General features: G+C 64.1%; 21 protein-coding genes and 1 pseudogene. 12 read left to right on the forward strand and 10 right to left on the reverse strand.

Annotated elements, in window-relative coordinates; genetic code table 11:
* Position 1 precedes the first annotated feature (1 nt).
* From mexE to AB688_RS13910, 3 genes are all read right to left on the reverse strand, one after another.
* Complete coding sequence (mexE, locus tag AB688_RS13900) at positions 2-1,243, reverse strand: multidrug efflux RND transporter periplasmic adaptor subunit MexE (protein WP_063544806.1); 1,242 nt, start codon at positions 1,241-1,243, stop codon at positions 2-4.
* A 191-nt stretch (positions 1,244-1,434) separates the two neighbouring features.
* On the reverse strand, positions 1,435-2,448 hold the full coding sequence (locus AB688_RS13905) for a zinc-binding alcohol dehydrogenase family protein (RefSeq protein ID WP_063544807.1): 1,014 nt from the start codon (positions 2,446-2,448) through the stop codon (positions 1,435-1,437).
* A gap of 166 nt (positions 2,449-2,614) precedes the next feature.
* Entirely contained in the window at positions 2,615-3,133 is a 519-nt protein-coding gene (locus AB688_RS13910) for a carboxymuconolactone decarboxylase family protein (RefSeq protein WP_063544808.1), read from the reverse strand.
* 124 nt (positions 3,134-3,257) lie between these two features.
* Here AB688_RS13910 and AB688_RS13915 point away from each other — a divergent pair, with 124 nt between their 5' ends.
* Entirely contained in the window at positions 3,258-4,076 is an 819-nt protein-coding gene (locus AB688_RS13915; RefSeq protein WP_063544809.1) for an AraC family transcriptional regulator, read from the forward strand.
* An 81-nt stretch (positions 4,077-4,157) separates the two neighbouring features.
* Here AB688_RS13915 and AB688_RS13920 read toward each other — a convergent pair whose 3' ends face one another.
* The gene (locus tag AB688_RS13920; protein ID WP_054891299.1) at positions 4,158-4,475 is read right to left on the reverse strand and encodes a DUF2388 domain-containing protein; all 318 of its coding nucleotides are present in this window, start codon (positions 4,473-4,475) and stop codon (positions 4,158-4,160) included.
* 268 nt (positions 4,476-4,743) lie between these two features.
* On the opposite strand from AB688_RS13920, the gene AB688_RS27180 reads away from it, so the two are divergent.
* The 6 genes from AB688_RS27180 (at position 4,744) to AB688_RS13945 (ending at position 12,367) form a co-directional block, all read left to right on the forward strand.
* The gene (locus AB688_RS27180; protein WP_231100231.1) at positions 4,744-4,929 is read left to right on the forward strand and encodes a hypothetical protein; all 186 of its coding nucleotides are present in this window, start codon (positions 4,744-4,746) and stop codon (positions 4,927-4,929) included.
* 39 nt (positions 4,930-4,968) lie between these two features.
* Positions 4,969-6,096 (forward strand): MFS transporter, encoded by a 1,128-nt coding sequence (locus AB688_RS13925; RefSeq protein WP_231100232.1) that lies wholly within the window; start codon positions 4,969-4,971, stop codon positions 6,094-6,096.
* A gap of 22 nt (positions 6,097-6,118) precedes the next feature.
* On the forward strand, positions 6,119-7,108 hold the full coding sequence (locus AB688_RS13930) for a LysR family transcriptional regulator (RefSeq protein ID WP_063544810.1): 990 nt from the start codon (positions 6,119-6,121) through the stop codon (positions 7,106-7,108).
* On the forward strand, positions 7,095-8,510 hold the full coding sequence (locus tag AB688_RS13935) for an aspartate ammonia-lyase (protein WP_063544811.1): 1,416 nt from the start codon (positions 7,095-7,097) through the stop codon (positions 8,508-8,510). The genes AB688_RS13930 and AB688_RS13935 overlap by 14 nt, the downstream gene beginning before the upstream one ends.
* A gap of 397 nt (positions 8,511-8,907) precedes the next feature.
* Complete coding sequence (locus AB688_RS13940; RefSeq protein ID WP_063544812.1) at positions 8,908-11,016, forward strand: TonB-dependent receptor family protein; 2,109 nt, start codon at positions 8,908-8,910, stop codon at positions 11,014-11,016.
* Between the two features lie 16 nt (positions 11,017-11,032).
* Complete coding sequence (locus AB688_RS13945; protein WP_063544813.1) at positions 11,033-12,367, forward strand: LLM class flavin-dependent oxidoreductase; 1,335 nt, start codon at positions 11,033-11,035, stop codon at positions 12,365-12,367.
* A gap of 64 nt (positions 12,368-12,431) precedes the next feature.
* Here the strand turns inward: AB688_RS13945 and AB688_RS13950 are convergent, their stop codons facing one another.
* Positions 12,432-13,367 (reverse strand): LysR substrate-binding domain-containing protein, encoded by a 936-nt coding sequence (locus tag AB688_RS13950; protein WP_054891304.1) that lies wholly within the window; start codon positions 13,365-13,367, stop codon positions 12,432-12,434.
* Positions 13,368-13,513: 146 nt separating this feature from the next.
* Here AB688_RS13950 and AB688_RS13955 point away from each other — a divergent pair, with 146 nt between their 5' ends.
* The 4 genes and pseudogenes from AB688_RS13955 to AB688_RS13970 all read left to right on the forward strand — a co-directional run.
* Complete coding sequence (locus tag AB688_RS13955) at positions 13,514-14,890, forward strand: L-serine ammonia-lyase (protein ID WP_063544814.1); 1,377 nt, start codon at positions 13,514-13,516, stop codon at positions 14,888-14,890.
* A 107-nt stretch (positions 14,891-14,997) separates the two neighbouring features.
* Positions 14,998-16,305, forward strand: coding sequence for a serine/threonine transporter (locus AB688_RS13960; protein ID WP_063544815.1), 1,308 nt, complete (start codon positions 14,998-15,000; stop codon positions 16,303-16,305).
* A gap of 127 nt (positions 16,306-16,432) precedes the next feature.
* Positions 16,433-17,314 (forward strand): alpha/beta fold hydrolase, encoded by an 882-nt coding sequence (locus AB688_RS13965; RefSeq protein ID WP_063544816.1) that lies wholly within the window; start codon positions 16,433-16,435, stop codon positions 17,312-17,314.
* Between the two features lie 8 nt (positions 17,315-17,322).
* Positions 17,323-17,598, forward strand: a pseudogene (locus tag AB688_RS13970) (C4-dicarboxylate transporter DctA); the annotation flags it as partial.
* Between the two features lie 11 nt (positions 17,599-17,609).
* Here the strand turns inward: AB688_RS13970 and AB688_RS13975 are convergent.
* The 4 genes from AB688_RS13975 to AB688_RS13990 all read right to left on the reverse strand — a co-directional run bounded on the left by AB688_RS13975 (position 17,610) and on the right by AB688_RS13990 (position 22,295).
* The gene (locus tag AB688_RS13975; protein WP_063544818.1) at positions 17,610-18,287 is read right to left on the reverse strand and encodes a DUF3313 domain-containing protein; all 678 of its coding nucleotides are present in this window, start codon (positions 18,285-18,287) and stop codon (positions 17,610-17,612) included.
* A 145-nt stretch (positions 18,288-18,432) separates the two neighbouring features.
* The gene (locus AB688_RS13980; RefSeq protein ID WP_063544819.1) at positions 18,433-19,728 is read right to left on the reverse strand and encodes an NAD(P)/FAD-dependent oxidoreductase; all 1,296 of its coding nucleotides are present in this window, start codon (positions 19,726-19,728) and stop codon (positions 18,433-18,435) included.
* Positions 19,729-19,742: 14 nt separating this feature from the next.
* The gene (locus AB688_RS13985) at positions 19,743-20,831 is read right to left on the reverse strand and encodes a polyamine ABC transporter substrate-binding protein (protein ID WP_063544820.1); all 1,089 of its coding nucleotides are present in this window, start codon (positions 20,829-20,831) and stop codon (positions 19,743-19,745) included.
* Between the two features lie 105 nt (positions 20,832-20,936).
* Positions 20,937-22,295, reverse strand: coding sequence for a glutamine synthetase family protein (locus AB688_RS13990; RefSeq protein ID WP_054891312.1), 1,359 nt, complete (start codon positions 22,293-22,295; stop codon positions 20,937-20,939).
* Between the two features lie 199 nt (positions 22,296-22,494).
* Between AB688_RS13990 and AB688_RS13995 the strand changes: the two genes are divergently transcribed.
* Positions 22,495-23,394: a helix-turn-helix domain-containing protein gene (locus tag AB688_RS13995; RefSeq protein WP_063544821.1), complete on the forward strand. Its 900-nt coding sequence runs from the start codon at positions 22,495-22,497 to the stop codon at positions 23,392-23,394.
* Between the two features lie 25 nt (positions 23,395-23,419).
* Here AB688_RS13995 and AB688_RS14000 read toward each other — a convergent pair whose 3' ends face one another.
* Complete coding sequence (locus AB688_RS14000) at positions 23,420-24,175, reverse strand: PIG-L deacetylase family protein (RefSeq protein WP_054891314.1); 756 nt, start codon at positions 24,173-24,175, stop codon at positions 23,420-23,422.
* Positions 24,176-24,395: the final 220 nt, after the last annotated feature.

Genomic DNA, 24,395 nt, shown 5'->3' on the forward strand with positions numbered 1-24,395 from the left:
CTTAACCGCGCGGTGCCTGGGCACTGGCGACTTTCACATTCGAACCTGCCACCGCCGGTGCCGGATTGCTGGCTTCCAGCGCCTGACGCTGACGGGCGAGGGTGGCGAGGGTTTCTTCACTGGCCATTGGGGTTTCCTCCGGGGTGACCGGCGAGCCTGGGCGCACACGCTGCAGGCCCTTGACCACGATGCGGTCGTCCTTGCTCAGGCCGTTGCGCACGATACGCAGGCCTTCGAGCTTCGGACCCAATTCCACCGCGCGGTAGGCGGCCTTGTTGTCCTTGTCCATGACCAGCACGAACTTCTTGCCAAGGTCGGTGCCGACCGCTTCGTCATTGATCAGCACGGCGTCGTACTTGGCGCTGCCGACCAGTTTCAGGCGGGCGTAGAGGCCTGGGGTGAATTGGCCATCGCGGTTGTCGAACACGGCGCGACCACGGATGGTGCCGGTGCGCGGGTTGACCTGGTTGTCGACGAAGTTCATCTGGCCCAGGTGCGGGTTGCCGGTCTCGTTGGTCAGGCCCAGGTACACCGGGGTGGTCTGGCCGCGCTGGCCCTGGCGGGCAAGCTGGGTGTACTTGAGGTACACGCGCTCGTCGGCGTCGAAGTAGGCGTAGACCTTGTCGGTGGAGACCACGCTGGTCAGCGGGGTGACGTCGGCGGTGACGATGTTGCCAGCGGTGAAGTCGGCACGGCTGACGCGGCCACTGATCGGCGAGGTGACGCGGGTGAAGCTCAGGTTCAGGCGGGCCAGGTCGAGCTGGGCCTGGATCGCATCCACCCCGGCGCGGGCCTCGGCGGCGGCGCTGGTGCGCGATTCGGCAAGCTCGGCGGAGATGGCGTTGCTGTCGCGCAGGCGCTCGCCACGGCGGGCTTCGTTGGCGCTGCGGATGGCGGTGGCCTTGGCCTGTTGCAATTGGGCTTCGAGGCGACGGACTTCAGCCTGGAACGGGCGCGGGTCGATCTGGAACAGCAGGTCGCCTTTCTTGACCTGGGCGCCTTCGGTGAAGGCCACCAGGTCGATCTGGCCGGAGACGCGCGGGCGGACTTCCACGGTTTCCGGGGCTTCCAGGCGTCCGGTGAACTCATCCCATTCGTTGATCGGCTGCTCGATCACCTTGGCCACGCTCACCTTGGGGGCGGCGGGAGCCTGCATGGCGTCGGGGGTTTTACCGCAAGCGCTGATCACCGCCACTGCCAGGGCAGCGAGGGGATAGCGCAGGGCCTTGAATGAATATTCCATGGAGAACTCCGCCACTGTATTGATAGTGGGCGGATCATGAGTGTGTTGCGTTAAAGGAACGAATCGAATGGCGCGAAGGTCATTATCACGCGGAATGATATGTCGAGCCTGTTTATCGATGGCGACACATGTGGCAGTGAGGGGCAGCGGCGTTGCGACGTGCTCGCGACCCCCTCACCGCATGACTGAAATCAGTCCCCGAACCCCTCCAGCACGATCTTGCCCTTGGCCCGGCCACTTTCGATCAGCGCGTGGGCTCGGCGCAGGTTGGCGGCATTGATGGTGCCGAAATGCTCACCCAGCGTGGTCTTGAGCACACCATCGTCGATCAGCTTCGCCACCCGCTCCAGCAACTCGTGCTGCTTGATCATGTCGCTGGTCTGATAGAGCGAACGGGTGAACATCAGTTCCCAGTGCAGCGACAGCGACTTGCGCTTGAGCGGCACCACGTCGAGGCTGGCCGGATCGTCGATCAGCGCCAGCTTGCCCTGCGGGCGCAGCGCCGCGATCAGTTGCGCAAAGTGACTGTCGGTGTGGGTCAGGCTGATCACCAGGTCGACCTCGGGGTAGCCAATGGCGTTCAGTTGCTCGACCAGCGGCTGGCTGTGGTCGATCACATGGTGCGCGCCCAGCTCGCTCACCCACTGACGGGTTTCGGGGCGAGAGGCGGTGCCGATTACGGTGAGACCGGTGAGCTGGCGTGCCAATTGAAGCAGGATCGAACCCACGCCACCGGCCGCGCCGATGATCAGCAAGCTCTGGCCGTGGCCTTCATTTTCAACGACACCCAATCGGTCGAACAGCAATTCCCAGGCGGTGATCGAGGTCAGCGGCAATGCTGCGGCGCTGGCGTTGTCCAGGCTGCGTGGCTTGTGGCCGACGATGCGTTCGTCGACCAGGTGCAATTGGCTGTTGCTGCCGGGGCGATCGATGGCTCCGGCGTAATAGACCTGGTCACCGGGCTGGAACAGGGTGACTTCGGTGCCGATTTCACGGACGGTGCCGACCGCATCCCAACCCAGCACCCGCGGGGCCGTCTTGCCGGCGCCGGCGCGGATCTTGGTGTCGACCGGGTTGACTGAAATGGCCTGGACCTCCACCAGCAGGTCGCGTGGGCCTGGGGTGGGGCGGGGCAGTTCGCTGTCGAACAGGGCTTGGGCGCTGTCGATGGGCAGACCGTGTTCGGTGAAGACGATGGCTTTCATGGGGGTTCCTTGGGTATCGATGGGCGATGGGGATACCTTAGCTAACGCGGTTTGGCTGAAAAACATCGTTATGGAAGTTAGACTTTCGGCTTTTCTTTGAAAGTGTGCGCTGACAGAGCAGCCCCCTCGCGGCTTGTCCCGCGAGAGGGCTGCTGCTCTTGGCCGATCATGCGCCGCGTGGTGGGAAGTCCACTTCGGTCCGCGCCACATTGTTCAGGTAGTTGGTCAAAGTCAGCAGCGTCACCTGGGCAATCACATCGACGATCCGCGCATTGTCCAACCCACCGGCGCGTACTTCGGCCAGCACACCGTCGGGCACCTGGCCGCGATTCAGCGTCACCGCGCGGGCAAGCACGGCTACCGGATTCAGGGTGCCGGCGCGTGCTGCCTGGATATCAGCCTCGCTTAGCCCCGACTTACCGCCGAAGAAGCTGTGCGCAGCCACGCAGTACTCACACCCATTGACCTGGGATGCGGCCAGGGCCACGACCTCGCGTTCGGCCGGGGTCAGGCTGCTCTTGCCCATGGCCTGGGCCAAGGCCATGTAGCCGTTGAGTGCGGCTGGGGAGTGGGCCATGGTGGCGAAGGCGTTGGGCAGGAAGCCCAGGCCTTTTTCCACGCCTTGCAGGGCTGGGCGGGCGGCTTCAGGGGCTTGTTCGATGGTCAGGGCGGCAATGCGAGTCATGGTGAATCTCCTGTCTGAGTGGGAGCTTGCTGTTCAAGCTTGGGTACAGATTACCCAGTAGGAATTGCCTTTCGGGTTCATATCGTCCAGTTTATGCGACTGATCGTCTAAATATGGATCTGCCATGGACCGCCTCGCCACGCTGCTCAACCATTTCGACTTCAACGCCTCGACGTTCCATCAGGGCGGCTTCTGCGGCCTCTCGCGTTTCGATGGCGAGCAGCGCAGTGGTCATGTGCATCTGCTGCGCGCCGGGCGCCTGCGCTTCAGAGGCCCGGCCGGGCACGAGCAGGTGCTGGAAGAACCCAGCCTGATTTTGCTGATACGTCCGCAGACCCACCAACTGCTGGCCAGCGAGTCGGACAATGCCGAACTGGTCTGCGCCACCTTGGCGTTCACCGGTGGCCCGGACAATCCGCTGACCCGTGCATTGCCGGACGCGCTGGTCAGCCCGCTGAGCGCCCTGACCGGGTTGCAGGCCAGCAGCGACTGGCTGTTCACCGAAGCCTTCGGCGATGATTGCGGACGCGAACTGGTGCTCAACCGGTTGTTCGAGCTGATGGTGATCCAGCTGTTGCGACAGTTGCTCGGCGATGGCCAGATGGCTTCAGGCATGTTGGCCGGGCTGGCCGACAAGCGCCTGTCGCGGGCGCTGGTGGCGATGCATGACGCCCCTGCGCACAACTGGAGCGTGGAGGCGCTGGCATCGTTGGCGGGGATGTCGCGGGCGAGCTTTGCCGCGCACTTTCGCGCGGTGGTGGGCAGTACCCCGGGGGATTACCTGGCAGATTGGCGCATCGGGCTTGCGCAGAAGCGTATCCGCGAGGGCAGGCCGCTGGCGCTGGTGGCGGATGAGGTGGGGTACCAGAGCCCTTCGGCGCTGGCCAGAGTGTTCAGGCGCAAGACCGGGGTGAGCCCTTCGCAGTGGCGTGGAGAAGCCTGAGATCATGAGTATTCTTTTCGCGGGCACGTCGCAGCTGTGAACCGCCGCTGCGACTTGTCCGCGAAAAGAACACCACAGTCATCAATGATCCGCGACAACCTCATCCTGCGACAACAGCGCCTTGGCCAGTTCTTCATCACTGGCCTGCAATCCTGGATGGCTCTGGCGTACCTGCTCCAGCGCCGACTCCACATACGCCCCGCGAATCGCACCGCCACTGGCCACGAACGCAGACAGCTCGTCGCGCGCCGGAATGATCCGTTTGTCATCCTTGAATGTGGAGTAGAGCGAAGCAGAAACCCCTGCCGAGGTGGCCACATCGCCCGCGTCGACACGGGCCAGGGCGGACCCTGCGGGAATGCACAGCAGCAGTGCCGGAACAAGCAGTGAATAACGCATGATCAGTCCTCCAGAAGCATCACAGCCCAAGGGATCTCGTGCATGCAATTAAGAGGTGCGGCCATTGGCCAGAGTTCCCCGTGCGAGCAATTGCCAGACGAGCGACCGCATATCGGCCGCCCGACTTCATCAACAATTGCGGTTTACACTATCAGCATTATTGATACTGTCAGCGCACCTGCTGTTTTGCTGAAGTTGTGACCGTAGACTTATTCGTAACCGGCCACCCGAGCCGGCTCACAACTACAAGAAGCAAGTGGAGACACGAATGAGTAGCCAAGTTTCGTTCGAAGACCTCCCACTCAGCCGTTTTCATATCAAGACGGTGTTCAGTGGTACGGGCGGTCAATTCAGTGACGGATTCGTGCTAGGGATTATCGGCATTGCCGTCAGCATGGCGGCGGGGCCGTTGCAATTGAATGCGCTATGGATGGGTTTGCTCGGCGCGGCGTGACTGGCCGGTCTGTTTCTCGGCAGTTTGTTTGCAGGGCCTTTGGCCGATAAGTTCGGCAGGCGCCGTATCTTTGCCTGGGACATGTTGCTGTTCGCGGTTATTTCAGCTTCGCAGTTCTTCGTTACTTCTCCCGAGCAACTTCTGGCCCTGCGCCTGCTGCTCGGGCTGGTGCTGGGGTTCGACTATGTGGTGAGCAAGTCGCTGGTCACCGAGTTCGCCCCACGCCGTTATCGCGGGCGTTTACTGAGTGTACTGGCCGCCGCCTGGGCCGCAGGTTACGTCGCCGCGTACCTGGTGGGCTTCGCCATCCGTGATATCGGCCCGGACGCCTGGCGCCTGATGCTGGCTTTGAGCGGTGTGCCGGCCTTGTTGATCCTGCCGTTGCGCCTGGGTGTGCCGGAATCGCCGATCTGGCTGATGGCGCGCGGTCGCAGTGCCGAGGCGCTGGCCATCGTCCAGGCCAAGTTCGGTGCGCACGTGACCTTGCCCGTCGCGCCACCGGCAGCGGCGCAGCAACGCGGCAGCTTCAGCGAGCTGTTCAGCCGCCGCTGGCGCAAGAACACGCTGGTCGGTTGCGTGTTCTACACCTGCCAGGTGATTCCCTTCTTCGCCCTGGGCACCTTCTCGCCGCGTGTGCTCGAAGCATTGAACGTGCAGGACAAGTTCGTCGGCGGGCTGGTCTACAACGTGTTGCTGATGCTGGGCGCTCTGTTCGGCCTGCTGATCATCGACCGCATTTCGCGCCGCAGCTTCCTGATCGGCACCTTCTACCTGAGCGCCGTGGGCCTGGCCGTACTGGCCTGGGCGAACTTCGGGGCGCTGGGCACCATCATTGCGTTCGGCTTCTTCGCGTGCGTGCTGGCGGCAGCGGTCAACCTGGAGTTCGTCTACCCGCCGGAGCTGTTCCCCACCCACCTGCGTGCTTCGGGCATCGGCCTGGCCGTGGCCGCCAGCCGCTTCGGCTCGGCGTTCGCCACCTTCCTGTTGCCGATCGCCGTGCAGCATCTGGGGGTGCACACGGCGCTGGGCGTGTGCGTCGGGGTGCTGCTGTTCGGCGGTGTGTTCTGCCACCTGTTCGCCCCGGAAACCAGCCAGGAGCGCCTGGCGGCGGTCACGCCGGAGGAGGGCGACGGCAAACCTGAAGAGCGGCCGTTGAACGCCCATTGATCACCCACACGGGAGCTTGACCATGCCTGGCAACAGACTCATCGACATGTACGCGGTCCAGGTGTTCATCGCTGTGGCCGAGGAGGGCAGCATGTCCGGTGCGGCCAGTCGCATGGGCATCTCCCAATCCGGGGTATCGCAGCTGGTACGCCAGCTGGAGGACGATCTTGGCGTGGTGCTGGTGGACCGCACCACGCGGCCGCTGACCCTGACTACGTTCGGCCTGGCCCTGCGCAACCGAGGCGCGCTGCTCAGCGAGGAACTGTCCAACCTCAAGGCGCAGGTGCTCGATGCCGGGCGCGGGGTCAAACCCGACCTGCGCATTGGCCTGGTCGACTCCTTCGCCGCTACCTGTGGCTCGATGTTCACCCGGCAGATGCTTGGCCAGGTCACGCAGTTGTCGGTGCGTACCGGCCTCAGCCCGCAGCAGGGCGAGTCGTTGCTGCGCCGCGACCTGGACCTGATCGTCACCAGCGATCCGCTGATGGATGCCAACGACGTCATCCGCTATCGCTTGTTCACCGAGCGCTATTTCGTGATTACGCCCAAGGCGCTGGGGCGAGCGCTGCACAGCCTCGACGATGTGCGGGCGCTGGCCAATGTGCTGCCGGTGGTGCGTTTCAATCGCCTGTCGCAGGTCGGCCTGCAGATCGAGCGGCACCTGCGCGGCCTCAATGTGCGGGTGCCCAACCGCCTGGAACTGGACAACGCCGACGCCCTGACCGCGATGGTCGCCGAAGGCATCGGCTGGGCGGTGACCAGCCCGATGTGCTTTCTGCAGGCCATGCCCTGGGTCGACAACGTCACCGCGCACCTGACCCCTGAGCTGAGCCTGGAGCGCTCGCTCTACCTGGTGGCGCGGCGCAACGAATACGGCGCCTTCTTCGCAGATGCCTGCGAGTCGGCGCGTGCTGTCATCCTCGATGCCTTCCTGCCGCGCCTGGCGGCGCTGGGCAAGGGCGTCGAGGCATTAGTCAAATTCGATGAGGGAAATACCCGTGAGTACTTTTGATCGCCTCGATGCACGCGTCGAGCAGGATTATGTGGGCGAAGTGCGGATTGCTGCCGACAAGCTCTATGGCGTGAATTCGCTGCGCGGCTTCGACAACCTGAGCGTGTCGCCGCTGAGCATCGCCCATTACCCGGCCTTTCGCGATGCCTTTGCCCAGTGCAAGTGGGCCGCAGCGCTGGCCAACCATGAATGCGGGGTGATCGCCCAGGCCCAGGCCGACGCCATTGCCCAAGCCTGCCAGGCGGTGATCGCCGGTGCATGTGACGACTCGCTGATCGTCGATCTGCTGGAAGGCTCAGGCGGCACCTCGACCAACATGAACTTCAACGAAGTCATCGCCAACCGCGCCCAACAGTTCCTCGGCCATGCGCCAGGCAGCTACGAGGTGGTGCACCCCAACGACCACGTCAACATCTCGCAGTCCACCAACGACGTGTACCCGGCGGCGTTGAAGATCGCCACCCACGCCATGCTTGCCGGGCTGATCGAGCAGGTACGCCTGCTGGCCCAGGTGTTCGATGCCAAGGCGCTGGAGTTCGCCGATATCCTTCACTTGGGCCGCACCTGCCTGCAGGACGCTCAGCCCATGCGCCTGGGGCAGTTGTTCGGGGGGTACGCCGCGCTGACTCACCGCCTGGCCGACGAACTGGTCGCCGTGCGTGAAAAGCTGCACACACTGCCTTTGGGCGGCACCGCCATCGGCACCGGTTTCGGCGCGCCGAAGGCTTACCGCGCGGCAGTGTACCGGCATCTGGTGACGATCACCGGTGTCGCCTACCAGGCGCCAGCCAACCCCTTCGATGCGATGCAGAACATGGATGTGTTCGGCCGCGTATCTGGCGAGCTGCGTACCTGCGCCGCCTCGCTGGCGAAGATCGCCGCCGACCTGACCAAGCTGTCGTCGGGGCCGGTGGGCGGCATGGGCGAGCTCAAGCTGCCCGAAGCCCAGGCCGGCTCCTCGATCATGCCCGGCAAGGTCAATCCGGTGCTGCCGATGGCGATGATCCAGCTGAGCTTCGCGATCATTGGCAACGATGTCGCAGTGGCTCAGGCGGTGCAGTACGGCGAGCTCGAGATCAACCATTTCGAGCCGGTGGTGGCCTCGCGGGTGTTCGACAGCATCACCTTGCTCACTCAGGGCATCCAGCGTTTTCGTGAGAAGTGCGTGGCCGGCATCCAGGCTGACGAAGCCCGCAACCTGGCGCATTTGACCGATTCGATGGCGGTGGCGACGGCCCTGGTGCCGCGCCTGGGTTATGCCCAGGTCAGCAAGCTGGCGCGTCAGTCGGTGCGTGAAGGGCGCTCGCTGCTGGCGATCCTGGCCGAGTCCGGTGTGATGACCGAGGCGCAGGCCATGGCAGCGATCGAGCAGGCGTCGTATCCGGTGTTCGAGCAGCGTTGATTGATGAACCCGCCCCTGCAGACAGGTCACCACCTGCTGCAGGGGCGGCGGTTTGGCGCCTCGACTGCCCGCGAAAGCGCCGGAACGCCCAATACAGCGCGCGAAGGATTGAACGTTGTGTGTTCCCAGAGAACTTCTGTTGACCGGTTGTTGAGTTTCGAACAGCAGTCGTTATATCGAAATACCCGAATCAAAGCTGAAGTTCCTGGTGTGGCCTTGAACTGTTGTTTATTGAACAGCGGGTTGCACAAATAGCCCGTCCTCCAACACGCGAATCGCTGAAATAGTGTATTCAGTGCCTTGGCACAACAACTGCAATAACCCCATTTGAATGCCCGACCGTACTTCGTGAACAACAGCGAAACACGGCCTTATATATAAATGGGGAGTATCAGTAGTGCGTGCGAAAGTTCGATTTTCCACTCAGCCGCGTTTCAGTCTGGTGACCGCCGCCAGCCTGCCGTTGTTACTGGCTGCCTTCAGCCCGGCAACGCTGGCCGCCGAGGAATCCACCTTGGGCACGGTGACGGTCACCGGCGCCGCGGCAACCGGCGCCCAGCAGGACCAGAAGCGCCTGCAGAAGGTTGCTGGCAACACCGCGGTGGTCGACAACCGCAAAGTCGAGCAGGGCCGTGCGGCCAACGCCGAGGACGTACTGGCGCTGCAGCCCGGTGTGTTCGCCCAGGGCACCAGCGGCACGGCTGCGAACAAGATCTCGATCCGCGGCTCGGGGCTCAACACCTTCTACCAAGGCTATGTACTGGGCACCAAGTTTCTCTTCGACGGCCTGCCGATCACTGGCCCCGGTGGCACCCAGGAAGACTTCCTCGACATGCAGGCGGTGGATCACACCGAGGTGCTCTACGGCGCCAACGCTTACGAGTACGGCGCGTTGGCACTGGGCGGGGCGATCAACATGGTGAGCAAGACCGGCCGTACCGACCCTGGCAACTATGCACGCTTCGAGGTCGGCAGCTATGGCTACCGCAAGCAGCAGCTGAGCACGGGCGGTGTGGTGGGCGACAGCGACTACTACATCAACGTGCTGCACAACGAGCGCGACGGTTACCAGGATCACGCCAGTAACGAAGGTCGCGGCATAGCCGCCAACTTCGGCCACGTGTTCAGCCCCAAGCTGCAGACCCGCATGTTCTTCAAGTACCGCGAAGAGCAGTTGATCAACGGCAACACCCTGACCCGCGCACAGCTCAAGCATGACCCGCGCAGTAACCTGGTGCCCACTGGGCGGCGCAAGGACGGCACCACTTTCATCGGCAACAAGACCACCTACACCTTCGATGATGGCGCCAGGCTCGAAGTCGGCGCGTCGTACAACAACTACCCGCTGCTCAATGGCTGGCGCTATGCCGTGGCGCCGCAGGATTGGCGCTCGAAGGATATCAACCTGACCCTGCGCTACCTGCGTACCGGCGACACCTTCCTCGGCCTGCCCAGTGACAGCAGCGTGATCTTCAGCAACACCCGCGCCTACCTGGCCGATGTCAAGGCGCACAGCCGCGCCACCGGGCTCAAGACTCAGGAAACCAACTACACCGGCTCGCGCGATACCGTGCTGACTCTGGCCAACGAGCTGCAACTGGCCGATGACCTGTGGGTGTCGTCGGGGCTGTCGTTCGTCAACATCCGTCGCAAGGGCGAGATCGAGGCGAGTACCCTGACCGCGGCCAACCCCAGTAACTTCCCCACCCGCGTCGAATACGTCGAGAACGACCTGGCGCCGCGGTTGGGACTGCGCTACCAGATCAATCCCGAATTCCAGCTGTTCAGCAACGTCAGCCGCAGCATCGACCCGCCGGTGACCTGGCAATTGGGCAGCACCAGCAATCCTTTCCTCTACGATGTCCGGCCGCAGAAGGCCACGACCTTCGAGGTGGGGGTACGCGGCAGCCATGGGATCTTCGATGGCAGCCTGACCCTGTACCGCTCCTGGGTGCAGAAAGAGCTGTTGACCGTGGTCGTGCAACAGGCAACCGCCACCCAGGACCAGCTCACGGCCACCTCCAATGCCAGCCCGACCCTTCATCAAGGCATCGAGGCGGGGCTCAATGCCTTGCTCTGGACCGGTGCCAACGGCGACACCCTCGACCTGCGCCAGGCCTACACCCTCAACGACTTCAAGTACCGCCACGACGAACGCTTCGGCGACAACCAACTGCCCGGCCTGCCGCGTCAGGTCTACCAGGCCGAGCTCGCCTATCGCCAGGCCAGCGGGTTCTACGCCTCGCTCAACCTGCGTGCCGCGTCCAGCTACTACATCGACTACGCCAACACCTGGCAGACGCCGTCGTACCTGCTGTGGGGCGCCAAGTTCGGCTACCAGGCGCCGAGCCGCAAGTGGGAGGTGTTCGCCGACCTGCGCAACCTCACCAACCAGCGCTATGCCAGCGCCACCAACACCGCCTATGACGCGGGCGGGCGCGACTCTGCGAATTTCTACCCAGGGGACGCGTTCAACGTGACCACTGGCGTTGCCTTCCGATTCTGAGTGCGGGGAGAGCCTCATGAGCACAGATCAAGCGCAGATGAGCCTGGGCATGAACGTCCTCGGGTTCGGCGCCCATGCTGCGGCCTGGCGCCAGGGCGAGGCGGCCATCGACGCGTATGTCGATGTCGCCTACTACCGCGATATCGCCCGGCTTTCGGAAAAGGGCTGCCTGGATGCGATCTTTCTGGCTGATGGCCCGGCACTGCCCGGTGATGTCGCCAGCCAGCCGGGCGGGCGGCTGGAGCCGACCCTGCTGCTGACCGCCGTGGCCGCTGCCACCGAGCGCATTGGGGTGATCGCCACCTGTTCGAGCACCTACAACGAACCGTTCAACCTGGCCCGGCGCATCGCCTCGCTGGACCACATCAGTGGTGGGCGCGCCGCATGGAACGTGGTCACCAACGCCGGCGACGCGGCCGCGCAGAATTTCGGCCTGGCGGGTGCGCCGCTGCATGTCGATCGCTATGGCCGCGCCGAGGAATTTCTCGAGGTGACGCTCAAGCTGTGGGACAGCTGGGAAGAGGATGCAGTGATCGGGGACCGGGCAGGGGGGCGCTTCGCCGACCCGGACAAGGTCCATACCGTCGACTTCAAGGGCCGGCACTTTCAGATCAAGGGTCCGCTGAACCTGCCGCGCTCGCCCCAGGGGCGTCCGGTCCTGGTCCAGGCCGGTTCTTCCGAAGGCGGCAAGGCGCTGGGGTCGCGCTATGCCGATGCGATCTTCACCACCCAGACCACCTTGCCTGACGGGCAGGCCTTCTACCGGGAGATGAAAGCCCGCGCCAAGGCCTGGGGGCGAGACCCGAGGCACCTGAAGATCATGCCCGGCCTGTCGACGGTGATCGGCAGCACCGAGGCTGAGGCCCATGCGCGTTTCGACGAGCTCAACGCCTGGCATGGCGAGCATGGCCTGTTGCAGCAAGTGGCCGGGCGCATCGGTGTCGATGCCCGCGAGCTGGACCCGGATGCGCCCTTGCCTTGGGCCAGGATCGGCTCGGTGGCTGCGTTCGAGCAGGGTTCCCATGGCTTTCTCGAGGCGCAACTGAACCTGGCCCGGCGCGAAAACCTGACCATTCGCCAGTTGTCGCGCCGCATCCTGGTGGGCCACCGGCTGGCAGTCGGTACGCCCGAGCACGTTGCCGACACCCTGGCCGAGTGGTTCCTGGCCGGGGCGGGGGATGGCTTCAACATCATGCCTGACATGTTTCCTTCAGGCGCGCGGGTGTTCGTCGAGGAAGTGGTGCCGTTGCTGCAGCGGCGCGGGTTGTTTCGGCGCGAATACCAGGGCAGCACGCTGCGCGAGCACCTTGGCCTGCCCAAGGCGGTGAACCAGTACGCGCTGCGCAGGTGATCCCCGATAAAGGGGGCGCAGTGGGGAAGCGCCCCCACTGCGACGCTTGTGAACTTCCAAGGTATTACATCAGCGGATGCAGGGCCCGGAAGGTCTGCGCTTCTTCCACCAGCCAATCGTGCACCGCGCGGGCGCCGGGTTGGGTCAGGCCGCCTGGCGGGTAGAGCAACACATAGCGTTTGTGATTGGGGATCGACACCCCGAAAGGCACGATCAGGGTGCCGCGTTCCAGTTCGTCGTTGAGCAAGGTACGGCGCGCAATCGCGACGCCGATACCAGCAATCGCCGCCTCGATGGTCAGGTGATTGCGGTTGAAGGTGTGGCCGCGGCGCACGTTCAGGCCACCCGCGCCGATGCCCTCCAGGTAGAACTCCCACTCTGCGTATTCCGAACTGCCGCGCCAGGCCGTGATGTCGTGCAGCAGCGGGTAGTGGACCAGGTCGGCTGGGCCGTGCAGCGGCGGGCGGCCGCGCAGCAGAGCGGGGGAGCAGACCGGAAAGATCTGCTCGTCCAGCAGCGGCGTCGAGAGCATTCCGGGGTAGCTGCCGTCATTGAGGTCGATCGCCAGGTCGAAGTCGCCGTCATGCAGGGCCTGCTTGCTGTCTTCGGCCACCAGGCGCAGCTCGATGTCCGGGTAGCGCTGCTGGAAGCGAGGCAGGCGCGGGGTCAGCCATTTGGCGAGGAACGAAGGGATCGAGCGCAGGCGCAAGGTGCCGCGAATTTCACCCGCGTCCAGGCGCAGCAATTCGGCTTCGATGCTGCCATAGGCCTCGGCGACAGTCTGCGCCAGGCGCTGCCCCTCGGCGGTCAGCTCCACACCACGGGCGCGGCGCAGGAACAGGGCGAAGCCCAGGCGCTCTTCAAGCTGGCGCATCTGCTGGCTGACCGCCCCGGGGGTGATGTGCAGTTCTTCGGCACATCGGGTAAACGACAGATGCCGCGCCGCACAGGAGAACACATGCAGCCAGACGAATACCTGGCCGTTGAGTTGCCCTTTCATTGTTTAGTCCTGCTAAAGGCTTGCTTAGGTATTTTCGTTGGTCATCGCCAGGCGAGCGCGGCAGTATCGCGCAAATTCGCAATACCCATCAATTTTTCCGGAGGGCCGCGCAGCGGCAAACAACGTCGCAGCGGTCAGGCATTAGCATGGCTATCAGTGTTTTCGACCTCTTCAAGATCGGCATCGGGCCGTCCAGCTCCCACACCGTGGGGCCCATGCGTGCCGCCGCCACCTTTGCCCAACGGCTGCGCGAACATGGCCTGCTGGCCCAGGTGCAGCGGGTGGAGGTGCGCCTGTATGGCTCGCTGTCGGCCACCGGCATCGGTCACGCCACCGACCGCGCCTGCCTGCTGGGCCTGATGGGCGAGTGGCCGGACCGCATCGACCCGCACAGCATCGAGCCGCGCATCGACCAGTTGATGCAGGAGCAGTGCTTGATGCTCGATGGCTCGCATCCGGTGGCGTTCCAGTACAGCCGCGACATGCGCCTGCTCGACGAGAGCCTGGACTACCACCCCAACGCCATGAGCCTGGAAGCACTGGGCGGGCAGGGCAGCCTGCTGACCCAGACCTACTACTCCGTTGGCGGCGGCTTCATCATCGAGCAGGCCGAAATCGATGCGCCGGCCAGTGCCGACGTGCACGTCGAGCTGCCGTACGAGTTTTCCTCAGGCGCCGAGCTGCTGGCGCTGTGCAAGACCCATGGCTTGACCGTTGGCCAGTTGATGATGGCCAACGAGCGCGCCTGGCGCAGCGAACACGAGATCCGCAGCGGCCTGCTGGGCATCTGGGCCGCCATGCGCGAATGCGTCGATAACGGCCTGCGTAATGAAGGCATCCTGCCGGGTGGGCTCAAGGTCAAGCGCCGCGCTGCGCGCCTACACCGCAGCTTGCAGGAGTTGGGCAAGCCCAACGTGATCGGCTCGACCCTGAGCGCGATGGAGTGGGTCAACCTGTTCGCGCTCGCGGTCAACGAAGAAAACGCCGCTGGCGGGCGCATGGTCACGGCACCGACCAATGGCGCGGCCGGCATCATCCCGGCGGTGTTGCACTACTACATGAAGTTCAACCCCGCGGCCTGCGACGACGACGTGGTGGCGTTCCTGCTGGCCGCTGCGGCGGTCGGCATCCTGTGCAAGAAAAACGCCTCGATCTCCGGCGCCGAAGTGGGTTGCCAGGGTGAGGTCGGTTCGGCCTGCTCCATGGCCGCTGCAGGCCTTGCCGAAGTGCTCGGCGCCACCCCGCCGCAACTGGAAAACGCCGCTGAAATCGCCCTGGAGCACAACCTCGGCCTGACCTGCGATCCGGTCGGCGGTCTGGTCCAGGTGCCGTGCATCGAGCGCAACGCCATCGCCGCCGTGAAGGCGATCAATGCCGTGCAGATGGCCTTGCGGGGTGATGGCGAGCATTTCATCTCCCTCGACCGGGTGATCCGCACCATGCGCGACACCGGCGCGGACATGCACGCCAACTACAAGGAAACCTCGCGCGGCGGCCTGGCCGTTGCCTTTGTCGAGTGCTGAGTTCTCTGGTTCAAACCCGCTCCTGTAGGCGTTCGACTCAACAAGCCTGAACCCATTTGCAACACCCGCTGCACCGAGCAACAAAAACAACTACAAAGGCGAAACCCATGACTGATGTACACAACACCACGACCGTTCGTGCGGATTCGGCTGCGCCGGCTTCGACCACAGCCACGCGCAGCTGGAACCGCCACGACACCACCTGGGCCCTGGGCCTGTACGGCACTGCCATCGGTGCCGGTACCCTGTTCCTGCCGATCAACGCCGGGGTAGGGGGCTTCTGGCCGCTGCTGATCCTCGCGCTGCTGGCCTTCCCGATGACCTTCTATGCGCACCGTGCGCTGACCCGCTTCGTGCTTTCCGGGCGCCGTGGCGGCAACGAAGACATCACCGAGGTGGTCGAGGAGCATTTCGGCGTGGGTGCCGGCAAGCTCATCACCTTGCTCTACTTCCTGGCGATCTTCCCCATCCTGCTGGTCTACAGCGTGGCCCTGACCAATACCCTGACCAGCTTCCTCGAGCACCAACTGCATGTGACCGCGCCGCCGCGTGCGCTGTTGTCGCTGCTGTTGATCGCCGGTCTGATGGTGGTGGTGCGTTGCGGCCAGCAGATCATCGTCAAGGTCATGAGCGTGCTGGTCTATCCCTTCGTCGCCTCGCTCCTGCTGCTGGCCCTGAGCCTGATCCCCAACTGGAACGGTGCCTTCTTCGCCCAGGCCAGCGAAGGCCTGAGCACCTCCAAGCTGCTGCTGACCCTGTGGCTGGCGATCCCGGTGATGGTGTTCTCGTTCAACCACTCGCCGATCATCTCGGCCTTCGCCGTTGACCAGAAGCATCGCTACGGCGCCGACGCCGACCGCAAGAGCGGCCGTACCCTGGCCACCGCCCACGTGATGATGGTGCTGACGGTGATGTTCTTCTGCTTCAGTTGCGTACTGGCCCTGAGCCCTGCCGACCTGGCAGCGGCCAAGGTGCAGAACATCTCGATCCTGTCGTACCTGGCCAACCACTTCCAGACGCCGGTCATCGCCTTCGTCGCCCCCCTGATTGCTCTGGTGGCGATCACCAAGTCGTTCCTGGGTCATTACATCGGTGCCAGCGAAGGCTTCCAGGGCATGATCGTCAAGAGCCTGCGCAGCCGCGGTAAAAGCTGGTCGGCCAAGCGCCTGGAGCGGGTGACCGCGCTGTTCATGGTGCTGGGCTGCTGGATCGTGGCGACCCTCAATCCGAGCATCCTCGGACTGATCGAAAGCCTCGGTGGCCCAGTGCTGGCGTGCCTGCTGTTCCTGATGCCGATGTATGCCGTGCGCAAGGTGCCTTCGCTGCGCAAGTACTCGGGCGCGCTGTCGAACGTGTTCGTCGTGCTGGTGGGGTTGATCACCTTGTCTGCGATCTTCTACGGCTTCTTTGCCTGAGGCCATGCTTCACGATTCGTGTTGCTTCGCTCTGCATTTGTGTTCTTGATGCCTTCGGTGCCGCAGCTATGCTCGGCACCTGAAGGGTCGCCTTGCGACCTGAGTGCACACGAACGGAGTGATTGGCATGTTCCAGGATTTCAAGAAAGCCTTCCAGCACGTCGAAGGTATCGAGATCGCCTACCGTATCGGCGGCAAGGGGCCGGCGTTGCTGCTGTTGCACGGCCACCCGCAGACCCATGTGATCTGGCACAAGGTGGCCGAGAAGCTGGCCGAGCAGTTCACTGTGGTCGCTGCCGACCTGCGCGGTTACGGCGATTCGGCCAAGCCTGAGGCCGACGACCGGCATGAGGCGTATTCCAAGCGCCGCATGGCCGCAGATATGGTCGGGCTCATGCAGGCCCTGGGGTTCGAGCAATTCGCCCTGATGGCCCACGACCGCGGCGCGCGGGTCGCGCACCGCCTGGCGCTCGACCATCCCCAGCGCCTGTCCCGCCTGGTGCTGCTGGACATCGCGCCAACCCTGACAATGTATCGCCAGACCAACGAAGCCTTCGCCCGTGCCTACTGGCACTGGTTCTTCCTCATTCGCCCGGCGCCACTGCCTGAAACCCTCATCGAAGCCAACCCGGAAGGCTACCTGCGCAGCGTCATGGGCGGACGCAGTGCCGGCCTTGCGCCGTTCACCGACGAGGCGTTCGCCGAGTACCGTCGTTGCCTGTCGCTACCGGGCGCAGCGCGTGGCGTGTGCGAAGACTATCGGGCGGCTGCAGGCATTGACCTGGAGCATGACCAGGCCGATCTCGATGCCGGGAACACGGTCAGGACCCCGCTGCTGGTGATGTGGGGTCGTGACGGCGTCATCGGCAAGTGCTTCGAACCGCTCAAGGAATGGCGCGCCTGTGCCGAGGACGTGCGCGGCAGCGAGTTGCCCTGTGGTCACTACATTCCTGAAGAAGCCCCGCAAGCCTTGCTCGAGCACGCCCTGCCGTTCCTGCTGCACGCCTGATACGGGCTGTCGGCGCGGGTTTCGTTGCGCTGGTCGCAAGCCTTGCGGTAGTGCCGAGCGTACCGGTCGCGGCAATGGTGCTGATCCTTGGCGGCGACCGCTTCATGGCCGAATACCGATCTCTGACCAACATCATCGGCAATGCGGTCGCGACCCTGACTGTTGCAGCCTGGGAGGGCGAACTCGACAGGGACCGGCTGGCGGTGATCAGCCGCAGCCCGGGCGCGGTTGCCAGCGCCCAGACCACGACTGAAACCTCGGGCATGCCTGCGGCGAAAGACTGATCCGACGCCGTTTACTGGCCCTTCTTGCGCAGTTCCACGACGCTACGGCGCATGTCGCTGGCCCAGCCATCGAGCACCGGCTTGACGTTCTCCAGCTTGAGCTGCGCGGTATCGTTCTCCAGCGCCTCGCCGGTGCCCTTGCGCACCACCTGGGCCAGCACCTTCTGGTTGGCGCCGTCGAGGAAGGCCGCCTCCACGGCGATGTCCACTTCCTGGTCACGACCACCGGCCGCAGTGTTCACCGCTGCGGCCACCAGGGCGATGGGCACCACTTCATAGGGCTTGAGCCCCTCGGTCTTGGTTGACACCGCGGTGATCGCCGGGCGTACCACGATCGTTCCCGGGCCAGGAGCGCTGACCACCGTCAGCACGCTGCCCAGTTCCCGGCGCATGGCGTCGTCGAAGTAGCGGGTGATCGCTTGCAGGGTCTGCGCCGAGATCACCGCTGTGGGTTGTGGTCTGGGGTAGAACTGGCTGGGCTCGATATAGACCTGTCGATACTGGCTGGCCTTGATCCCGGGGTCGATCCAGCGCATTACCGGTGCCCCGGAAATACTTTCCGCCGGCTTGAGCCGGCTGTAGTCCTTGAGAAACCCGGAATACTGGCTCGGATCGACGCGGTTGCTGGAACAGGCGGCCAGGGCAAGCACGGCAGCGCACAGCAGGGTGGCGCGAGGCAGCGGTTTCATGATCGGTAGCGTCCATTGAGGGGGAGGCCAGATCAACGCTAGCAGGTGCTTGGCGATTGGCCAGTTTGCAGGTGGTTTGGTGTGCGCCCTTGGTTCTGTGATGTAAATTCCCACATGAAATCAGGGCCTGCAACCCATCCTTCAATCACCCCAGCACCTCCCTCACGCGATACCACAACATCCCCAGGGCCAGCAGCGGCGAGCGCAGGGCCTTGCCGCCGGGGAAGGTCAGGTGCGGTACGGCACTGAAGATATCCAGGCCCTGGCTGTGGCCGACGGCGATGGCCTCGGCCAACAGCTTGGCGGTCCAGTGGGTCACGTTCAGGCCATGCCCGGAGTAACCCTGGGCGTAATACACGTTCGGATGCTGGCTCAGGCGGCCGACCTGGGGGAAGCGGTTGGCGGTGATGCCGATCATGCCGCCCCACTGGAAGTCGATGCGCACATCGGCCAGTTGCGGGAACACCTTCAGCACTTTCGGGCGCATGTAGGCGGCGATGTCCTTCGGGTCGCGACCGGAGTAGTGGCAGGCGCCACCGAACAGCAGGCGGCGGTCGGCGGTGAGGCGGTAGTAGTCAAGGCCGACTTTCTGGTCGCACAGCGCCATGTTCTGCGGAATCAGGCTGCGCGCCAGAGCCTCGGGCAACGGTTCGGTCGCCACCACGTAGCTGCCGGCGGGCAGCACCTTGCCGGTCAAGCGCGGCTCCAGCTCGTCCAGGTGCGCATTGCACCCCAGCACCAGGCTCTTGGCCCGTACCTTGCCGCGTGCGCAGTGCAGGGTGACGGTGGGCCCATGTTCGATGCGTTGCACAGCGCTCTGCTCGAAGATTCGCACGCCAAGGCTGCTGGCGGCGCGGGCCTCGCCCTGTACCAGGTCCAGTGGGTGCAGGTGGCCGGAGCCCATGTCCACCAGGCCGCCGGCGTACTGGTCGCTGGCGACGATGTCGTGGATGCGCGCTGGGGCGATCAGCCGGGTTTCATGGCGATAGCCCAGTTCGGCCAGGTCCTGCAGTTCGTCGTTGAACGCCGCGAACTGCGCCGGGGTGTTGGCCAGCTCGCAGAAGCCCCAGCGCAGGTCGCACTCGATGCCGTATTGCTCGATGCGCCTGGCCACCAGCTCGACCGAGTCCAGGCCTGCCTGCTTGAGGTAACGCACGCCGTCCTGGCCCACGTAGCGAGCAAAGCCCGAGACGTCATGGCCGATACCGCGGATCAGTTGCCCGCCATTGCGCCCACTGGCGCCCCAGCCGATGCGGCGGGCCTCCAGGAGAATCACCGACAGGCCACGCTCGGCCAGCTCCAGCGCGGTGTTGACGCCAGTCAGGCCGCCGCCGACCACGCACACGTCGGCGCTCAACTCGCCTTCGAGTTCGGGGTAGGGCGCCGTGGCACGGGCCGTGGCGGCGTAGTAGGAGGCGGTGTGTTCGGTTTGATGAGGCATTGGAAACACTCGAATCAGCGGTTGGACTTGATCTTGCTCCAGGAGCGGGTCATCACCCGCATGATCTGCGGGCTGGGGGTGCTGGAGACGTAGAGCTTGTCCAGAACCTCCTGGGACGGATAGATCTCGGGATTCTCCACCAGCGATTTGTCCATGAACGCCTTGGCATCAGGGTTGGCATTGGCATAGCCGACCGTGGCGCTGACCTTGGCGATCACTTTCGGGTCGAGCAGGTAGTTGATGAAGGCCTGGGCCTGGTCTGGATTGCTGGCGTCTTTCGGGATGGCCAGCAAGTCGAACCACAGGTTGCTGCCTTCCTTGGGAATGCTGTAGGCGATCTTCACGCCGTTCTTGGCTTCCACGGCGCGGTTGGCCGCCTGGAACACGTCGCCGGAGTAGCCGAAGGCCACGCACACGTCACCGTTGGCCAGGTCCGAGACGTACTTGGAGGAGTGGAAGTAGGTGATGTACGGGCGCAGCTCCATCAGCCGTGCTTCGGCCTTGGCGTAGTCTTTCGGGTCTTCGCTGCGTGGGTTCATGCCCAGGTAGTTGAGCATGGCCGGGAACAGCTCGTCTGGCGAGTCCATGAAGGCCACGCCGCATTGCTTGAGTTTCTTCAGGTTCTCTGGCTCGAACAGCACGGCCCAGGAGTCGACCTTGTCGATGCCCAGCGCGGCCTTGACCTTCTCGACGTTGTAGCCGATGCCATTGGTACCCCACAGGTACGGCACAGCGTACTTGTTGCCCGGATCGTTCTGCTCCAGTTGCTTGAGCAGTTTCGGGTCCAGGTGCTGCCAGTTCGGCAACTTGCTGCGATCCAGTGGCAGGAACGCGCCGGCCTTGGCCTGGCGGGCGAGGAAGTGGTTCGAGGGCACCACCACATCGTAGCCGGTGCGGCCGGCGAGCAGCTTGCCCTCAAGGGTTTCGTTGGAGTCGAAGACGTCATAGACCACCTTGATCCCGGTACTGGCCTGGAAGTCGGCCAGGGTGGTCTCGCCAATGTAGTCGGTCCAGTTGTACACGCTGACCGTGGGCTCGGCCTGGGCGGCCGCGCCGAACATCAGGGCGAAGGCTGCGGGAATCAGGGTTTGCAAATGACGCATGTCGGCACCTCGTTGGACTTGTTCTTCGGGTTCGAAACGGAAGCAGGGGCAGCGCGTTGCCTGTGGGAGCGGATCGACCCGCTCCCACAGAAACCCTCCATGGGGTCACACGCTCAGCAGCAGGAACTCGCGCTCCCAGGAGCTGATCACCCGCTTGAAGTTTTCATGCTCGGCGCGTTTGACCGCGACGTAGCCCTGGACGAACTGGCGCCCCAGGTAGTCTTCCAGGACCTTGCAGTCTTCCATGTGCTGCAGCGCATCCTCGATGGTGATCGGCAGACGCAGGTTGCGGCGCTCGTAGGCGCGGCCCTGTACAGGCGCGCTCGGCTCGATCTTCTCGATCATGCCCAGGTAACCGCACAGCAGGCTCGCGGCGATCGCCAGGTAAGGGTTGGCATCGGCGCCCGGCAGGCGGTTCTCGACGCGCATCGCCTCGGGGCTGGAGGTCGGCACGCGCAGGCCGGCGGTGCGGTTTTCCTCGCCCCATTCCACGTTCACCGGCGCCGAGGTGTCCGGCAGGAAGCGGCGGAACGAGTTGACGTTCGGCGCGAACATCGGCAGTACCTTGGGGATGTACTTCTGCAGGCCACCGATGTGGTGCAGGAACAGCTCGCTCATGCTGCCGTCTTCATTGGCGAACACCGGCTTGCCGGTGGCGATGTCGACCACGCTCTGGTGCAGGTGCATGGCACTGCCCGGCTCGTCGGTGATCGGCTTGGCCATGAAGGTGGCGGTGACATTGTGCTTGAGCGCCGCCTCGCGCATGGTGCGCTTGAATACGGTGATCTGGTCGGCCAGGTCCAGGGCGTCGCCGTGACGGAAGTTGATCTCCATCTGCGCCGGGCCGTCTTCGTGGATCAGCGTGTCCAGGTCCAGGCACTGGATTTCGCACCAGTCGTAGACGTCCTCGAACAGCGGGTCGAATTCGTTCGCGGCATCGATGGAGAACGACTGCCGGCCGCTCTCGGCACGGCCCGAACGGCCCAATGGCGCCTGCAGCGGCAGGTCCGGGTCTTCGCAGCGCTGGGTGAGGTAGAACTCCATTTCGGGCGCAACGATCGGCTGCCAGCCCTTGTCGGCGTAGAGCTTGAGGACTTTCTTCAGGACGTTGCGCGGCGACAGCTCGATGGGGTTGCCGTGCTTGTCGAAGGTGTCATGGATGACGATGGCGGTCGGTTCGATCGCCCAAGGGATCTGGTACACCGCTGCCGGGTCAGGGCGGCAGATCATGTCGATGTCCGCCGGATCGAGCAGGCCGTAGTAGATGTCGTCATCGACGAAGTCGCCGGTGACGGTCTGCAGCAGCACACTCTCGGGCAGGCGCATGCCACGCTCGTTGAGGAACTTGTTGGTCGGGGCGATCTTGCCGCGGGCAATGCCGGTCAGGTCACTGACCACGCATTCGACTTCGGTGATCCGGTGTTCTTTCAGCCAGGCGGACAGCTGATCGAAGGGGGCGTTCATACAGACCTCTTGGTTGGGTTTTGGTGGTGGGCATGTGCAGCGCGTGAAGGCCGTCGACCTCCAGGAGGTATTACAAACCTTTTCACGGCGCCACTTCCCACAGGTCACGCTGAGGACTATCTTGGGCGCTGCCCCTCGGGGTGATCTATCCGTTTTCTCCGTCAATCAATGCACCAAAAGAGTGCATATAGGACGTCGCGTGAACACGCAAACCGCCTTGCAGGTCCAGGCTTTCAACACCACCGATGTCACCGAGCAGGTGCGTGCCACCCCTGGCTGGCAGCAGCAGTACCGGCAGATGTCACCCGGGCATTTCAGCGGCCAGCTGCGCTGCCTGGGGCTCGATGGCGTCGAGGTGTACGAAGAGCGCCTGAATACCCGAGTCGAGCAGTTCTTCCGCGCCCCGAGCGGCTCGCTGACCTTTTGCTTCGACCAGGTCGAGAACAGCCTGTACCTGCTCAATGAACAAAGCCGGAACATCTGGATAACCCCGGAAAACTACCAGGAAGTGGCGGTGGTGTTCGACCAGCCGTTCCTGCAGCGGCACGGCCTGGATCTGGAGCGTTTGCAGGGGCTGTTCATGGTGCCGCTGGGCAGCGGCCAGAATGCGCTGTTCGGCAGCTGGCTGAGCGCGACCCTGACACGTCTGGCGCAGGCTGACTGCCTACTCGAGGGGCAGGCCTTGGCCGAGCAACTGCTCGATGACTGCCTGTTCATCCTCGACAACGCCTGCCAGCGCCTGCAAGGCCAGGCACTGGGCAAGCGCGGTGAAGAGCGGGCGATCATGCAGCGGGTCAGCGAATGGGCGGCGGACTGCCCGGACGAGACGCTCAATCTCATGGAGCTGGCGCAGGTGGCCGGGGTGTCGTTGCGTCAATTGCAGGAGGCCTTCAAGGCCTTTACCGGCATGCCCCCGGCGCATTGGTTGCGTCTGCGCCGACTCAACGGTGCGCGCCGCGACCTGCTGCGCCGCGCCAGCGACGTGACGGTAGCGGAAGTGGCGATGCGTTGGTCATTCTGGCACCTGGGGCGGTTTTCCGAGAGCTATCGCCAGTTGTTCCGCGAATTGCCGAGCGAGACGCTCAAGCGCGGGCGCTGAAGGGGCCTCCGCGAGGGGTTGGCTGTCAGATGAAGACCAGTTCAAAAGGCTGCAGCAGACATTCCAGCAGCTGTTGCGGCACCACGGGCGGCGTGTCCGCATCCGCCTCCATCTGACTGACATGGGCAGCAATGGCCTGGCGCTTGCGCGCGAGGCTGGCTTCGTCGAGCTGGATACGACGCGCGCGTTGCCAAGGTAGCCGAGGATCGTCCGGCGTCGACCAGCGCCACGCCCATATCGGCGCTTCGGCCAGCGTTGCCCCGCGCGCCTGGGCGGCCTGTGCGCAGGCACGGCCCACCGCGTCATGGTCGCAATGGCCATCGTGGCGCCAGGGACACATCAACAGATCGCCGGGTTGCAGTAACTGGTTCAGGTAATTGACCAGGAAGGCCTCGTCCCGGGGCAAGGCGCCGTCCTTGAGGTTCAGCCGTCGCCAATCCAGATCGCCGACCCGCAGATCGAGCTGCTGCAAGGCATGGCGGCTCTCCAGTGGGCGCTGGTGGCGCAGGCGTCGTTCAGTCCATTGTGCCGAGCCTGGGTGGCTGCCTTCGCCGTCGGTGGCAGAGATGAGCACGAGGTCCTGCTCGCGGCCATGGAAGTAACTCAGTAATCCGCCCGCCATGAGCACCTCGTCATCCGGATGCGGCGCTACCAACACCAGGCGCCGACCCGGCGGGCACAGTTGTTCGGGGGTAATCCAGGCGGCCCGGGCCAGGTGCGCGGATTTCTGCCATTCGCTCCAAGGGGTTCCCGCGTCAGCCTGGATCATGTGCTCGTTCATCGTTGCCAAGCTCCTGCTGTCAGTCGAACTCAAACCAACCCTGGCGCTGTATTTTTGCGGCGGCTTGGTCATGGCGGGTTTCGGGACGACTCCCGGGTCTCTGAAGGATTGAGGGAGTGGGTGAGGGGAGAGTTCAAAAAAGCTGGCGACACACGATCTGATGTTAGGCGGGTTTGTGGGAGCAGCCACCACCGGACTTCAGGGATGCAGATGATGGCAC

The sequence above is a fragment of the Pseudomonas putida genome (assembly GCF_001636055.1).
Lineage (GTDB): Bacteria > Pseudomonadota > Gammaproteobacteria > Pseudomonadales > Pseudomonadaceae > Aquipseudomonas > Aquipseudomonas machongensis.

Excerpts from the sequence above, each read along its gene's own strand:
- AB688_RS13915 (WP_063544809.1), top strand. The coding sequence starts at position 3,258 with ATGGACCGCCTCGCCACGCTGCTCAACCATTTCGACTTCAACGCCTCG.
- AB688_RS13965 (WP_063544816.1), top strand. The coding sequence starts at position 16,433 with ATGTTCCAGGATTTCAAGAAAGCCTTCCAGCACGTCGAAGGTATCGAG.
- AB688_RS14000 (WP_054891314.1), bottom strand. The coding sequence starts at position 24,175 with ATGAACGAGCACATGATCCAGGCTGACGCGGGAACCCCTTGGAGCGAA.
- AB688_RS27180 (WP_231100231.1), top strand. The coding sequence starts at position 4,744 with ATGAGTAGCCAAGTTTCGTTCGAAGACCTCCCACTCAGCCGTTTTCAT.
- AB688_RS13910 (WP_063544808.1), bottom strand. The coding sequence starts at position 3,133 with ATGACTCGCATTGCCGCCCTGACCATCGAACAAGCCCCTGAAGCCGCC.
- AB688_RS13950 (WP_054891304.1), bottom strand. The coding sequence starts at position 13,367 with ATGAAAGGGCAACTCAACGGCCAGGTATTCGTCTGGCTGCATGTGTTC.
- AB688_RS13905 (WP_063544807.1), bottom strand. The coding sequence starts at position 2,448 with ATGAAAGCCATCGTCTTCACCGAACACGGTCTGCCCATCGACAGCGCC.
- AB688_RS13920 (WP_054891299.1), bottom strand. The coding sequence starts at position 4,475 with ATGCGTTATTCACTGCTTGTTCCGGCACTGCTGCTGTGCATTCCCGCA.
- AB688_RS13960 (WP_063544815.1), top strand. The coding sequence starts at position 14,998 with ATGACTGATGTACACAACACCACGACCGTTCGTGCGGATTCGGCTGCG.
- AB688_RS13955 (WP_063544814.1), top strand. The coding sequence starts at position 13,514 with ATGGCTATCAGTGTTTTCGACCTCTTCAAGATCGGCATCGGGCCGTCC.
- AB688_RS13975 (WP_063544818.1), bottom strand. The coding sequence starts at position 18,287 with ATGAAACCGCTGCCTCGCGCCACCCTGCTGTGCGCTGCCGTGCTTGCC.
- AB688_RS13985 (WP_063544820.1), bottom strand. The coding sequence starts at position 20,831 with ATGCGTCATTTGCAAACCCTGATTCCCGCAGCCTTCGCCCTGATGTTC.
- AB688_RS13930 (WP_063544810.1), top strand. The coding sequence starts at position 6,119 with ATGCCTGGCAACAGACTCATCGACATGTACGCGGTCCAGGTGTTCATC.
- AB688_RS13980 (WP_063544819.1), bottom strand. The coding sequence starts at position 19,728 with ATGCCTCATCAAACCGAACACACCGCCTCCTACTACGCCGCCACGGCC.
- AB688_RS13945 (WP_063544813.1), top strand. The coding sequence starts at position 11,033 with ATGAGCACAGATCAAGCGCAGATGAGCCTGGGCATGAACGTCCTCGGG.
- mexE (WP_063544806.1), bottom strand. The coding sequence starts at position 1,243 with ATGGAATATTCATTCAAGGCCCTGCGCTATCCCCTCGCTGCCCTGGCA.
- AB688_RS13990 (WP_054891312.1), bottom strand. The coding sequence starts at position 22,295 with ATGAACGCCCCCTTCGATCAGCTGTCCGCCTGGCTGAAAGAACACCGG.